This is a genomic window from Achromobacter sp. ISS7, assembly GCF_056523125.1.
This window is the reverse complement of sequence record NZ_JAWRZD010000001.1, coordinates 5687474-5700208: the sequence shown is the minus strand read 5'-3', so window position 1 is coordinate 5700208 and position 12735 is coordinate 5687474. Positions and strand designations below refer to the sequence as shown.

The following is a 12735-nucleotide window of genomic DNA, read 5'->3' as shown; positions in this document are numbered from 1 at the left end:
ATCATCCTTTGCGGCGCAGCCGTGCGTACCACAGGTTCAACGCCCACGAGGTGCCCAGCGTCAGCACCAGGTAAGCGCCGGCCAGCAGCAACACCCCTTCGATGGCGTGCCCCGTGATGTTGATGGTCGTGAACACCGACCAGAACAGGTCCGGATAGCCGATGGCGATGGCCAGGCTGGAGTTCTTGATCAGCGACACGTACTGCGCGATCAGCGCCGGCGCCATCATGCGCAGGGCTTGCGGAAACACCACCTCGCGCATCGTCGTCAGGCCCGACAGGCCCAGCGCCTGCGAGGCTTCCCACTGGCCGCGCGCGACCGAGTCCACCCCATTGCGCACGATCTCGGCGATGAAGGCCGCGAAGTACAGCGTCAGGGCGATCAGCATGGCGGCGAACTCCGGCGACAGGCTCGCGCCGCCCTGGAAGTTGAAGCCGCGCCGCACCGGCACGCTGGCTTCGAACACGCCCAGCGCCGCGCAGCACGACGCCAGGACGGCCAGGCCCGCCACCGCCGCCCCTCCCATCCACAGCGCACGGCCCGCACCCGGCCGCAGGCGGCGCAAGCCGGCCCGCACCGCCACGGCGGCGGCCAGCGCGGCGGCCACGCAGGCCGCCAGCGCCATGCCCTGCCCGGCCACCAGATGCAGCGACGGGAAATAGATGCCGCGCTGGCTCAGCGTCAGGCCGCCCCATTGCAGCGCCTTGGCCGCGGGCGGCAGCTTGAGCAGCACGGCCGACCACAGCAGGATCTGCATCAGCAGCGGCGTGTTGCGCAGCAGTTCCACGTAGCCCAGCGTCAGGCCGCGCACCAGCGGATTGACGCTGCGGCGCGCCAGCCCGATGGCCACGCCCAGCACCGTGGCGCAGATACCGGCCAGCACCACCAGCATCACCGTGTTGAGCGCGCCGGTCAGGATGGCATAGGCGATCGAATCGGTCGGCGCGTACGGCAGCAGCGACACGCCGATCTGGAAGCCCGCCGGCCGTTGCAGGAAGTCGAAGCCGACCGTCAGCCCCAGCCGCTGCAGGTTCTCGCGCAGGATGAAGCCGCTGGCGAGCACCAGCAGCGCCAGCGCCACGCCGACCGCGCATTGCCACAGCTTGCGGCGCAGGGCGCCAGGCGTCAGGCCGGCGGCGCGCAGCGGCGCCGGCGCCATCGTCGTCGCGTCCGTCATGGCGTGGCTCACAGGAACGGCGGGGCGTACTGCAGCCCACCCTCGGTCCAGAGCTTGTTCAGGCCGCGCGGCAGCTTGAGCGGCGATTTCTCGCCCAGCGAGCGGTCATAGATCTGCCCGTAATTGCCGACCTGCTTGACGATCTGGTAGGCCCAGTCGTCGGCCAACCCCAGCTGCTTGCTCAGGCCCGGCGTCTTGCCCAGCAGGCGCGCGACCTCGGCATTGGCGCCGTCGGCCCGCTTGGCCTCGACGTTGGCGCTGTCGACGCCGTTTTCCTCGGCCAGCAGCGTCGCATAGATGGTCCACTTGACGATGTTGAGCCATTGGTCGTCGCCCTGGCGCACGATCGGGCCCAGCGGCGACTTGGCCAGCACTTCGGGCAGGATGACGTAATCGTCGGGCTTGGGCGCGACCGAACGGTTGGCGGCAAGCTGGGCGCGATCGCCCACGTAGACATCGCAGCGGCCCTCGAAGAACGCGCGGCGCAGGGCGTCGGCGTTGTCGATCGAGATCGGCTTGTAGCGCATGCCGTTGGCCTGGTAGAACGTGGCGATGTTCTGTTCCGTGTTGCTGCCCGGCAGCAGGCAGATGCTGGCGCCGTCCAGCTCCTTGACCGAGGTCACGCCCATGTCCTTGCGCACCATGAAGCCCTGGCCGTCATAGACCGTGATGCCGGCCCACAGCAGCCCCAGCTGCGAATCGCGCGTGAAGGTCTGGGTGGTCTGGCGGATCAGCACGTCGACGTCGCCCGACTGCAGCACGGAAAAGCGGTTCAGCGGCGAAGTCGCCACGAAGGTGACCTTGTTGGCGTCGCCAAGGGTGGCGGCGGCGATGGCGCGGCAGAAGTCGACGTCGATGCCGCGCAGCGTGCCCTGGCTGTCGGGCGAACCGAAGCCCGGCATGTCGTTCAGGGCGCCGCAGCGCAGGGTGCCGCGGCTCTTGACGGTGTCCAGCGTGGACGCCGCGTGCGTGGAAACGGAAATGACAGCCAGCGCGAGGCCGGCCAGAAGACTGGGCAGACGCATGAATTCCCCTTGTATATGTGTCGTCTCGGCGGAAGCGAGAACGTGCAGGCAGTGTAGGGAGCGCCATGGCGCGGACCTAGCCGATTGCGCTACTATCAGCCATGCATTATTTGCATACCTTGCAGCAGGCGCGGTCGTGTCGACCCGATATGCATGGCGCAACGGATCGGTCGATCATGAACACGCAGCAACTCGAATACCTCAGGGAGGCGGTGCGGGCGGGCAGTTTTTCCCGCGCCGCCGACACGCTGGGCCTGAACCAGTCCGTACTGAGCCGGCAGGTGGCCGCGCTGGAACAGGAGATGGGCTGTCCGCTGCTGCGGCGCCATGGCCGCGGCGTGATTCCCACCGCCGCCGGCGAACGCTTGCTGGAGCTGGCCGCCGGCTTCCTGCAGCAGGTGGCCCAGATCAAGGCCGAGGGCAAGGCCGCCGACCGCGACCTGGCCGGCGTCTTCAAGCTGGGCGTGCCGATGTTCTTCTCGCAATCGATCGCCCCCAAGCTGATGGCCAGCGTGCAGCGCCAGTACCCTGCCCTGACCTTCGTGGTGCGCGAAGGGCACAGCGGCGACCTGCATGACTGGCTGCTCGCCGGCGAGCTTTCCGCCGCCGTCATCTATGAACCGAAGCGGCCGCGCCAGCTGGCGGGCGACCTGCTGTTCCTGGAACCCGTCTACGTGGTCGGCTCGCGCGACCTGGCGCGGCGCCATGGCCTGGACCTGGACCAGGGCCTGACGCTGGAACAGCTGGCGCGGCTGCCGCTGCTGATCCCCACGCGGCGCCATGGCACCCGCCTGGACCTGGACCAGGCGATGAAGCAACTGCAGTTGACGCCGCACATCGTGCACGAGGTCGACGCCCTGGGCGCGCGCATGCTGCTGGTGCGCGACGGCGTCGGCGTCACCATCTTCGAATCGGCCGGGCTGCTGAGCGAGCGGCGCGATCCGCATCTGTTCGTGGTGCCCATCGTGGCGCCGCCCTTCTTCCACAAACTGATGTGGGTGGACGGCCGCGAGCAGCAGGCCGGCGCGCCCTGGCGCGCCTTCACCCACGCCGTCAAGCGCGACATCGTGCAACTGCGCGCCGGCCTGGGCGATATCGACCTGCCGGCGACGACCGGCCGCTGACGCCCGCCTAGCCGGCCGCGCGCGGCGCCGTCAGCTGGCGCCGGGTCTCGTCGGCCAGGCGATGGATGCTGTCGGGATCCAGGCTCGACATCAGGCTGTAGCCCAGTCCCTGGTCGGCCCAGGAATAGCCCGCCACCCCATCCTGCCGGTGTGGCACCATCTTCATCTCGCCCTCGACCTTCATCGGCCGCACCAGCATGGTCACGCGCGTGCCGCGGTCGTCGTCGTACATGAACAGCGCCGCCGGACCGTGCTCGGTGGCGACCAGCCGCCCGCCCATGTAGCGGTAGCCCGACTGGCTCAGGTCCGGCACCGACACCGTGCGGTTCAGCCGCTGCGACACCCAGTCCACCAGTTCCCGCGTATTGTCGGCGCGCAGCTCCACCGGCCGGGTGTGATCCACCGCGTAGACCTGGTAGCTGCTGACCGCCTCGCGCGCCAGCGCCGCGACGCCGGCCTGGTCCACCGGGTCGCCGCGCAGCAACCAGCCGCCGGTGCCGCCCAGCGTGAACGCCAGCGCCACCGACGCCGCGATCTTCCATGGCACGCGGCGCGCGGAACGATGCGCATCGACCAGCCGCGACAGGTTGAGCGCGGCCGGGATCGGCTCCTGCGCGATCGGCGCCAGCGCGGCGCGCAGGTCGTCGCGTTGCGCCAGGTAGCCCTGCACGCGCCGGGCCGCCTCGGGATGGGTGTCCAGGTATTGTTCGACGCGCGCGCGCATGTCGGCGTCGAGCGCGCCATCGACATACGCCAGCAGGTCATCCTCGAGTAAAGGTCGGTCCATGTTCATTTGACTCTCCGCAAGGCGGGACGAGCGGGCGCGGCAACGTCGCCCTGTATCAGGTTCAGCAGTTTTTCACGGCCGCGCGACAACCGCGACATCACCGTGCCGATCGGCACATCCAGCACCTTGGCCGTTTCGGCATAGGACATGCCCTCCACCGACACCAGCAGCAGCACGCTGCTCTGCTCCTTGGGCAGGCTGTCCAGCGCCCGCAGCAGCTCCCCGTAGCGCAGGCCGTCTTCCTGCGTGGCGCGGGTGGTCAGCACGGCCTCGTCGATCTCATCCAGCGGCAGGTGATGGCCGCGCGAGCGGGCCTGCCGCAATACGTTCATCGCCAGGTTGTGCAGGATCGCGAACACCCAGCTGCGCGTGCTGCCGGCGTCGCGCCGCTTGTGCCACTGCGCGATGACGCGTTCCAGGCAGTCCTGGACCAGGTCGTCGGCCACCGCCTGGTCGCGCAGCAGCGCCCTGGCGTAGCGGCGCATCGCCGGGATCATCGGCTCAATCAGTTGGACCAGATCGTCCATACAGGGACTCTCTCCATGCTTGCCTTGCATTATCGCGCCGGCCGCGCATGGCCGCATGGCCATGCGCCGCCGGCATTCACAGCGCCTGGACCTGCACCGGCGCGCCCGGCTTGCCGTCGCGCAGCGGGGCGATCACCAGGTAGCGCCGCGCGTCCGGCGCCGCGCCGGCGCCCTGCACGATCTGGCGGATCGGCCCGATGGCGTTGACGATGGCCGACCCGGCCGGGTTGGTCATGAAGTTCGACAGCGCCTGCAGCTCGCCCGAGCCATCCACCTGGCCCGACAGCGCCAGCACATACGCCTGCCTGGGCTGCAGGCCGGTGGCCGACGCCTGCAATACCTGCGTCAGGCCCTGGTCGAACAGCGTGACGCTGGTCGGCGCCGAGGCCGTCACCTGGCGCTTGCAGTCGGCCCAGGCCTGCAGCTCCAGGTGCGCGGCCTGGCCGGCCACGCCCAGCGGCTGCAGGTTCTGCATGCCGTCGCCCCGCGGCACCGCGTCCGGCACGTAGTTGATCGCCTGCGGCGCCTGGCCGACCGGCACGCTGGCCACCACCTTGTTGGTCGCCGTATCGATGGCGGCCAGCTGGTCGGCATTCTCCAGGGCGACGTAGACGCGGCTGCCATCACCCGACGGCCACACGCCGTGCGGCAGCTTGCCCACGGCCACCGTCGCCACGCGCGAGAAGTCATCCGTGCGGTACACCTGCACCTGATTCAAGCCGCCCACCGTGATGTAGGCGTAGGTCGCCTTGTCCTTGCCGGCGCGGGCGAAATTCACGTGGTTGGTGATGGGACCGGTGTCGAACGTCTTGAGCAGCTTGAACGGCGGGCGCGCATCGAACACCTGCGTCTTGCCGACGTCCTTGAGCGTGAACCACACCTGCCTGCCATCCGGCGTGGCGGCAATGTTGGGGCAGAACGGACTGGCCTGCGGGACCTTGCCCACGATCTTGTGGTCGCTGACCGTCACCACCACGGTTTCCGGGTTGAACGACGAACAGATATAGCCGTACTTCCCATCCGGCGAGAAGATCTGCATGCCGGGGCCGGCCGCCGTCTTGATGCGGTCGGTTTCCTTGAACGTCGTGGCGTCGATCACCGAGACGTAGTCCTCGCCGCGCACCGTGACCCAGACCTCCTTGCCGTCCGGCGTGTAGAACGCCTCGTGCGGCGAGCGGCCGACGTAGGTGGTGTGCTTGACGGTGTTGGTCTGCGTGTCGATGAAGGTGACCGAATTCGAGCCGATGGACACCACCGCCAGCGTGCGATGGTCGGGCGCGAAACCCATGCCATGCACCAGCACCTGGCCCTTGTACAACGGGCTGAAGTTGCCGGGCGCCGGGTCGCCCAGGCGGATCACCCCCAGCAGTCTGTTGTCCACCGGATCGGTGACCGACACGGTATTGGAAAACTGCTCGGCGGCGTAGATGCGGTCGCGGTGCGAAACGGGAATATCGGGCGCGGCCGCCGCGCCGGGCGCCTGCCCGGCGAAGACGGCGGGGGCCAGGGCCAGCGCGACGGCGCCGGCCAGCAGATTGAGGGACGAACGATTGAGGGACGAACTACTGGGCATGGGAGGCTCCGTGGTGGGACTGGGCGGGGGCTGGGGCCGGCCGCAGATCGGCGGGCTGGTCGGGCGCGGGACGCGATTCGGGCAGCGGCTGCCCCAGCGCCAGGCGCATGGCGGCGATTTCCTGTTGCTGCTCGACGATGATTTCCTGCGCGATGCGGCGCAGCTGTTCGTTCTTGCCATAGCGCAGTTCGGCCATGGCCATGTCGATGGCGCCCTGGTGGTGCGGCGCCATCATGGCGACGAAATCCTGGTCGATGTCGCCGCTGGGATGGGGCGCCATCGCGTCCATCATGCGGTTCATGGCGGCGTCGTTCTCGGCCAGGAACGCCGCTTCCTCGGCGGACGGGGCGGATTGCGACCAAGCCTGGCCGGCGCCGGCGCCCGCCAGCAGGGTCAGCGCGCAGGCGAGCGCGCGCCTGCGCCACCGGGGATGGATTCGGGACATGGCGGCTCCTGTCTGTTGCGGGGTCCCCAATGGACCCTCATCAACGCAGACAATCGAGCCGGGCGGTTTATTCCACGGGGTGCGAAGCCGCGCTGCCGGCCACGGCCGCCGGCGGCGGCAACGGCGCGACGGCCTGCTCGAACGCCTCGGCCGCGTGCAGCAGGTCCAGGTCGCCATGCAGTGGCGCCACCAGTTGCAACCCCAGGGGCAGGCCGTCCGTCCCCAATCCACAGGGCACGCTGATCGCCGGGTGCCCGGTCAGATTGAACAGCATGGTCCACGGATACCAGTGGGCGCGGATGTCGTCATACGCGCGGCCATCGATGTCGAGGGTATCGAAGATGTCGGTGCCCAGCGGCAAGGCGGTGCGCGACATCGTCGGCATCGCCAGCAGGTCGGCCTGGCCGAACAGCGCCTGCACCTGGCGGTAAAGCGTGGTGCGGGCGAACATGGCTTCCTGGTACTGCTGCGCGCTGAACTGCGCGGCCGAGGCGATCTGGCGCTGGAACGTGGGGCTGTAGGCGTCCGGCTCGCGCGCGATCAGCGGCAGGAAGCGCGTGCGCCAGACCGTGTGGTTGATGACGCGCCAGACCGGCTCGATATCGAAGCCGGCGCCATCGAACGGCTCCACCTGCGCGCCCAGGTCAGCCAGGCGCGCCAAGGCCGCCTCGAAGGCGCGGCGCGCGTCGGCGGCCACCGGCCGGCCCGGCGGCGCGAGGCAGTAGCGGACACGCTTGCCGCGCAGTGCGTCGGGATCGGCGGCGGCCCGATAGTTGGCGGGCGGCGTCCCCAGCGACCAGGGGTCGCAGGCATGCGGCCCGGCCATGGCCGCCATCATCAAGCGGGTATCCGCGACCGTGCGCGTGGTGGGCGTGACGTAGGTCTGGTTGCCGATGGCGTCCTGCGCCTGGCTGTGGGGAATCGCGCCCAGGCTCTGCTTGAAGCCGACCACGCCGTTGCACGCGGCGGGGATGCGGGTCGAACCGCCGCCGTCGGTGGCCACGGCCAGCGCGGTGATGCCCGCCGCCGTCGCGGCCGCGGCGCCGCCGCTCGACCCGCCGCAGGTGCGGTCCAGGTTCCACGGGTTGCGGGTCTGGCCGAACAGCGGCGAATCGGTCATCGACTTGGAGCCGAACTCGGGCGTGGTGGTCTTGCCGATCAGGATTGCGCCCTGCGCGCGCAGCCGCGCCACGGCGACGGCGTCTTCGGCCGGCACGTTGTCGCGGAACGGCACCGCGCCGAACGTGGTCCTGACACCGGCGGTATTGACCAGGTCCTTGACCGAGAGCGGCAGGCCGTGCAGCAGGCCCACCGGTTCGCCACGCATCAGGGCCGCCTCGGCGGCGCGGGCCTCGTCCATGGCGCGCTCGGCGCACAGCGTGATGAAGCAGTTCAAGGCGGGCTGCAACCGCTGCGCCCGCGCCAGCGCCGCCGCCACCAGTTCGACCGGCGAAACGGAGCGCTCGCGGACACGCCGCGCGGCCTCGACCGCGCTCAGTTCACACAGGGATTCGTTCATCGGAGTCGCGCCTATTCGTCGAAGGCGATGCCGGCGGCCTTGACGATCGGCGCCCAGTGCGCGCGTTCCACGCCGATGCGGCGCTTGGCCGCCTGCGCGTCCTGCGGCTCGACCACGAAGCCAGCGGCTTGCAGCCGTTCGATCAATGCGGGCTGCTTGCCGGCGGCGACGAAGGCCTGTTCGAGGCGGGCCACGGTGGCGTCCGGCGTGGCCGCCGGCGCGTAGATGCCGTACCAGCTGGCGGCATGCTGGTACTGCGGGAAGCCCTGCTCCAGCAAGGTCGGCACGTCCGGCAGCATGGGCAGGCGGCGGCTGCCCGCCACGCCCAGGAACTTGATCTTGCCGGCGTTGTACAGCGGCAGCATGCTGGCCACGGCATCCCAGCCCATGGAGACCTCGCCGCCGGCCACGTCCACCAGCATCGGCGCCGCGCCGCGATACAGCACGGGCACGACCTCCAGGCCGTTCTGGCCGCCCATCTCGATCGTGCCCAGCTGGCCCGGGCTGCCCTGCGTCGCCAGGCCCAGCGTCGCCTTGGCGCGCGCCTGCCGCGCCCATTTCACGTACTCGGCCATGCCGCCATAGGGTTGGGCGGCGCCCGCCACCGCGGCCGTGGGCACATCCGCCAGCAGCGCGACCGGGCGCAGGTCGTGGTCCGGGTCGTAGCCCAGCTTGCGGTAGGTCAGCGGAAAGATCACGAACATCGGCGACGAACCGAGGTACAGCGTCAGGCCGTCCGGCTTGGCGCGCTTGACCACGTCGAAGCCCAGCCGGCCCGAGGCGCCGGGGCGGTTCTCGACGATGACGTTGCCGTAGCCCGCCGCCTGCAACTGCTCGGCATAGGCGCGGGCCACGGCGTCGGCCGCGCCGCCGGCGGCGTAGCCGACCACCAGCCGCACCAGCTTGTCGCCGCCGGCCGGCTCCTGGGCCAGAACGTGAGATGGCAGGCATGCCGTCGTCGCGACGGCAAGGAGCAAAGCGAGCAAGCGGGTGCGGTCAAACATGGCGGTCTCCTGTTCGCGCGGTCTCTCTCGCGGCGGGCCTGGCGGCGCCGGCCCGGCCCATGGCCACGCGTCGTGCGCCTATGATCGGGCCGCTTGGGGTTACCGTATAGTGAATTATTCGCTCAAGGGGTTGAGAAAATGGTCAAGCCGCCAACCGTCGAATCGCTGGCCGCGCGCCTGAAGCTGCGGCACCTGCAGATCGCGCTGGCGCTGCGCGATGCGGCCTCGGCCAAGGAGGTCGCGGCGGCGGCCAACGTCAGTGAATCCGCCGTCTCCAAGACCCTGGCCGAGCTGGAATCGCAGCTGGGCTTCAAGCTGTTCGAGCGCGTCGGCAACGCCAGGCGCCTGACGGAAATGGGCCGGCAGGTCCTGCCGATGATGGAGCTCGTGCTGGCGCAGGCACGCGGCCTGGCGCAAAGCGTCATGGACGTGCGCGATGGCCGCCAGGGCGACCTGCGCATCGGCGTGGCCACCGACATGGGCAAGCTCAGCCTGGCGCCCTTGATCCATGCCTTCAACCAGGCGCGGCCGGGCGTCGCGCTCGACGTGCAGGCCGGCGGCTATCGCGCCATGGCCGACCTGCTGCTGGACGACAAGCTGGACGCGCTGGTGTGCTACGACAGCGCCGAACTGATCGCGTCGGGCCTCGGCCGCCTGCGCCTGGTGCCGCCGCAGCCGCTGGTGGTGGTGGCCAACGCCAGGCTGTCGCCGCTGGCGCGCAAGCGCCGGCTGACGCTCACGGACCTGCACCGGCAGCCCTGGTGCAAGCCGCGCGCGGGCACCATGATGCATGACCGGCTGACCGCGCTGTTCCTGGCCTGCGACCTGGGCCTGCCGCCCCTTGGCATCCAGGTCAGCGACCTGCTGCTCACCGATGAATTCATCCGCGGTACCGACTACCTGGTGATGCTGCCGCAGGCGGCGGCGCAACGGCTGGCCGCCTCGGGCGACGCCGTGATCCTGCCGATCGACCTGCAGGCGCACAATCCGCCCACCATGGTGGCCTGGCAACGGGCCGCCGAACGGCAGCCCACGCTGCGCGAGTTCCTGCGGTTCTGCGGCGAGCAAGTATCTATAGGAAATACCTGAGAATCTTTATACAATTTCCTGGTTCCCGCCCGGCGCGGGCTCCCGAGCGACTTTCTTCCATGAGCCGTCCCGACCCTCTCTTCGTCCAATCCCTGGCCAAGGGCTTCGAATTACTGGAAGCCTTCGCGCAGCGGCCGTCCACCCTGAGCATGAACGAGCTCATGGAAATCACCGGCTTCGACCGCAGCACCACGCAACGCATGACGCACACGCTGGTGACGCTCGGCTACCTGGAACGGGGCGCCGGCGGCAAGGGCTACACGCCGGGCAAGAAGATCCTGCAGCGCAGTTTCGACTACATGCGCAGCGTGCCGCTGCTGGAACGCGCCACGCCGCTGATCGCCGAAATGCAGCGCGAGACCAGCGAACGCGTCGAGCTGAGCCTGTTCAACGACCTGTACATCATCTTCGCGCTGCGCCGCCAGACCAAGCGCCAGACCTTCAGCAGCACGCTGGCCGGCCGCGACCTGCCCATGGTGCAGACCGCCGGCGGCCGCGCCATCATGTCGCACCTGCCGGAAGACGAGGTCGAGGACATCCTGGCGCGCTCGGCCGACATGCCGCGCGCCACCATCCCCACCACCCCCAAGACCAACAACGATCCGGACCGCATCCGCGCGCTGGTGCAGCAGGCGCGGCACGACGGCTACGCCACCGCGATCGAGGAAAGCCTGCTGGGCGAACTGAACCTGGCCACCGCCATCCTGGATCACCGCCACCGTCCGGTGGCGGCCATCCAGATCGCCGGGCTGGTGTCGGAATGGGCTTCGCCCGAGGAATTCGCGCGGCGCTACTCGCCGCTGCTGATGACCGCCGCGCGCGCGCTCAGCGGCAAGGTCGGCATGTCCTGACGGCCCGCCGCGGGCCGCCGGGACCGCCGGCCGCGCGTCAGTTGCCGCGCCAGAACAGCGGCAGCGGCGCCGCCACCATGTCCTTGAACTTGGCGTCGTAGGCCTTGAATTCCGAATAGCCGCCCAGCGGCACGAACATCACCTGTTCGTAGGCGCGCTGCTGGATCTCGGCGGCGATGCGCTTCTGGTCCTCCAGGCTCGACACCGATTCGAATTCGGCGCGCAGCTGCTGGATCCTGTCGTCCCGGGTCCAGCCGGGATAGCCGCCGTCGCCGCGCCCATCCAGGTTGGGATTCACGATCGGGTTGAGCAGGTCCATGCTGGTCAGGCTGGAATGGAAGATGCTCCAGCCGCCATCGGCCAGCGGCGCGTCCTTGCTGCGCCGCGACAGCAGCGTGGCCCAGTCCATCGACTGCACCTCGACGTTCATGCCGATGCCGCGCAGCGCCTGCGCGGTCACCGGCGCCAGCCCCGACAGGCTGCGCACGTCCGTCGGATGCAGCACCACGATCTTCTCGCCGGCATAGCCGCTCTCCTTGAGCAGGGCGCGCGCCCGCGCCAGGTCGGCGGGCCGCGTCTGCGTCGCGCCGGCTTCCGTCTGGTAGGCGGAGAGACAGCTGAGCATCGCGCCGCACAGCTTGTAGAACTTCGGATCGCCCAGCGAGGCATCCAGGTAGTCCGCCTGGTACAGCGCGGCCAGCACCGCGCGGCGCACCTTGACGTTGTCCAGCGGCGGCTGCTTCCAGTTCATGCGCAGGGTGTAGGTCTCGGTGCTATCGCCGTAGCTGCGCACCGTCACGTGCTTCACGCCGTCCAGCTGCGGCAGCAGGTCCGGGGCGACATTCTCGACGAAGTCGATCTCGCCCTGTCGCAGCGCGTTCACGGCGGTCTGCGCGTCCGGCACGTTGACGACGTCGATGCGGTCGAACAGCGCCACCTTGCCGCCGGCGAAGCGGCTGGCCGGCTCCTTGCGCGGCACGTAGTCCGTGTTCTTCAGGTAGACGGCTTTCACGCCCGCCTGGAACTCGCCCGCCACGAACTTGTAGGGCCCCGAGCCGACCGTTTCCTTGATGGCCTCGGACGCGGGCGTCTGCGCGATGCGCCTGGGCATGATGAACGGCACTGGCGAGCCCGGCTTGGCCAGCGCGTCCAGCAACAGGCCGAAGGGTTGCTTGAGCACGATGCGGAAGCTGTCCGGCGCCGGGCTGTCCATGCGCTCGGTGGCCGCCGCCAGGCGCGTGCCCACGGGGTCGCGCTGCGCCCAGCGGGCCAGCGAGGCCACCACGTCCTCGCCGGTGACCGGCGTGCCATCATGGAACTTCAGGCCCGGGCGCAGCGTGAAGACGTAGGTCAGCTTGTCCGGCGACACGGTCCAGCTCGCCACCATCTGCGGTTGCGGCAGCGAGGCCGCATCGAGCGAGAACAGCGTGTCGTACACCAGATAGCCGTGATTGCGCGTGATGTAGGCGTTGGTCAGTACCGGGTCCAGCACGCGCAGCGGCGCGTGCATCACGACCTTGGCGTTGACGGGATCGGCCTGCGCCGCGCTCAGGGGCAAAGCCGCCGCGATGGCCGTCAGCACGGCCGCGATCAAACCACGTTGTCTCATTTTCT

Annotated in this window: 12 protein-coding genes; 3 read left to right on the top strand and 9 right to left on the bottom strand. The window is 69.6% G+C overall.

The window, feature by feature from the left end:
* Nucleotide 1: 1 nt before the first annotated feature.
* On the bottom strand, nucleotides 2–1177 hold the full coding sequence (locus tag AC1HFW_RS25810; protein WP_479285606.1) for an ABC transporter permease subunit: 1176 nt from the start codon (nucleotides 1175–1177) through the stop codon (nucleotides 2–4).
* A gap of 8 nt (nucleotides 1178–1185) precedes the next feature.
* Nucleotides 1186–2202 carry an amino acid ABC transporter substrate-binding protein gene (locus AC1HFW_RS25805; protein ID WP_241075729.1) on the bottom strand — a complete coding sequence of 339 codons (1017 nt, stop codon included), beginning with the start codon at nucleotides 2200–2202 and terminating at the stop codon, nucleotides 1186–1188.
* Nucleotides 2203–2378: 176 nt separating this feature from the next.
* Here AC1HFW_RS25805 and AC1HFW_RS25800 point away from each other — a divergent pair, with 176 nt between their 5' ends.
* Nucleotides 2379–3326 (top strand): LysR family transcriptional regulator, encoded by a 948-nt coding sequence (locus AC1HFW_RS25800; protein ID WP_479285604.1) that lies wholly within the window; start codon nucleotides 2379–2381, stop codon nucleotides 3324–3326.
* Nucleotides 3327–3333: 7 nt separating this feature from the next.
* Here the strand turns inward: AC1HFW_RS25800 and AC1HFW_RS25795 are convergent, their stop codons facing one another.
* The 6 genes from AC1HFW_RS25795 to AC1HFW_RS25770 all read right to left on the bottom strand — a co-directional run bounded on the left by AC1HFW_RS25795 (nucleotide 3334) and on the right by AC1HFW_RS25770 (nucleotide 9181).
* Nucleotides 3334–4113: an anti-sigma factor family protein gene (locus AC1HFW_RS25795; protein WP_479285602.1), complete on the bottom strand. Its 780-nt coding sequence runs from the start codon at nucleotides 4111–4113 to the stop codon at nucleotides 3334–3336.
* Nucleotides 4114–4115: 2 nt separating this feature from the next.
* A complete protein-coding gene (locus AC1HFW_RS25790) occupies nucleotides 4116–4640 on the bottom strand; it encodes an RNA polymerase sigma factor (RefSeq protein WP_006391234.1) in 525 nt (174 codons plus the stop codon).
* A 76-nt stretch (nucleotides 4641–4716) separates the two neighbouring features.
* On the bottom strand, nucleotides 4717–6213 hold the full coding sequence (locus tag AC1HFW_RS25785; RefSeq protein ID WP_479285600.1) for a YncE family protein: 1497 nt from the start codon (nucleotides 6211–6213) through the stop codon (nucleotides 4717–4719).
* Nucleotides 6203–6658 (bottom strand): DUF305 domain-containing protein, encoded by a 456-nt coding sequence (locus AC1HFW_RS25780; protein ID WP_479285599.1) that lies wholly within the window; start codon nucleotides 6656–6658, stop codon nucleotides 6203–6205. The genes AC1HFW_RS25785 and AC1HFW_RS25780 overlap by 11 nt, the downstream gene beginning before the upstream one ends.
* Nucleotides 6659–6725: 67 nt before the next feature.
* Nucleotides 6726–8177 (bottom strand): amidase, encoded by a 1452-nt coding sequence (locus AC1HFW_RS25775; RefSeq protein WP_479285597.1) that lies wholly within the window; start codon nucleotides 8175–8177, stop codon nucleotides 6726–6728.
* Nucleotides 8178–8188: 11 nt separating this feature from the next.
* A complete protein-coding gene (locus tag AC1HFW_RS25770) occupies nucleotides 8189–9181 on the bottom strand; it encodes a Bug family tripartite tricarboxylate transporter substrate binding protein (RefSeq protein ID WP_479285596.1) in 993 nt (330 codons plus the stop codon).
* A gap of 138 nt (nucleotides 9182–9319) precedes the next feature.
* On the opposite strand from AC1HFW_RS25770, the gene AC1HFW_RS25765 reads away from it, so the two are divergent.
* Nucleotides 9320–10270: a LysR family transcriptional regulator gene (locus tag AC1HFW_RS25765; RefSeq protein ID WP_479285594.1), complete on the top strand. Its 951-nt coding sequence runs from the start codon at nucleotides 9320–9322 to the stop codon at nucleotides 10268–10270.
* Nucleotides 10271–10329: 59 nt separating this feature from the next.
* Nucleotides 10330–11121: an IclR family transcriptional regulator gene (locus tag AC1HFW_RS25760; protein ID WP_479285593.1), complete on the top strand. Its 792-nt coding sequence runs from the start codon at nucleotides 10330–10332 to the stop codon at nucleotides 11119–11121.
* A 37-nt stretch (nucleotides 11122–11158) separates the two neighbouring features.
* On the opposite strand, the gene AC1HFW_RS25755 is transcribed toward AC1HFW_RS25760, so the two are convergent.
* A complete protein-coding gene (locus AC1HFW_RS25755; RefSeq protein ID WP_479285591.1) occupies nucleotides 11159–12730 on the bottom strand; it encodes an ABC transporter substrate-binding protein in 1572 nt (523 codons plus the stop codon).
* Nucleotides 12731–12735: the final 5 nt, after the last annotated feature.

Coding starts and splice junctions, on each gene's coding strand:
- AC1HFW_RS25810 (WP_479285606.1), bottom strand. CDS start 1,177: ATGACGGACGCGACGACGATGGCGCCGGCGCCGCTGCGCGCCGCCGGC.
- AC1HFW_RS25805 (WP_241075729.1), bottom strand. CDS start 2,202: ATGCGTCTGCCCAGTCTTCTGGCCGGCCTCGCGCTGGCTGTCATTTCC.
- AC1HFW_RS25800 (WP_479285604.1), top strand. CDS start 2,379: ATGAACACGCAGCAACTCGAATACCTCAGGGAGGCGGTGCGGGCGGGC.
- AC1HFW_RS25795 (WP_479285602.1), bottom strand. CDS start 4,113: ATGGACCGACCTTTACTCGAGGATGACCTGCTGGCGTATGTCGATGGC.
- AC1HFW_RS25790 (WP_006391234.1), bottom strand. CDS start 4,640: ATGGACGATCTGGTCCAACTGATTGAGCCGATGATCCCGGCGATGCGC.
- AC1HFW_RS25785 (WP_479285600.1), bottom strand. CDS start 6,213: ATGCCCAGTAGTTCGTCCCTCAATCGTTCGTCCCTCAATCTGCTGGCC.
- AC1HFW_RS25780 (WP_479285599.1), bottom strand. CDS start 6,658: ATGTCCCGAATCCATCCCCGGTGGCGCAGGCGCGCGCTCGCCTGCGCG.
- AC1HFW_RS25775 (WP_479285597.1), bottom strand. CDS start 8,177: ATGAACGAATCCCTGTGTGAACTGAGCGCGGTCGAGGCCGCGCGGCGT.
- AC1HFW_RS25770 (WP_479285596.1), bottom strand. CDS start 9,181: ATGTTTGACCGCACCCGCTTGCTCGCTTTGCTCCTTGCCGTCGCGACG.
- AC1HFW_RS25765 (WP_479285594.1), top strand. CDS start 9,320: ATGGTCAAGCCGCCAACCGTCGAATCGCTGGCCGCGCGCCTGAAGCTG.
- AC1HFW_RS25760 (WP_479285593.1), top strand. CDS start 10,330: ATGAGCCGTCCCGACCCTCTCTTCGTCCAATCCCTGGCCAAGGGCTTC.
- AC1HFW_RS25755 (WP_479285591.1), bottom strand. CDS start 12,730: ATGAGACAACGTGGTTTGATCGCGGCCGTGCTGACGGCCATCGCGGCG.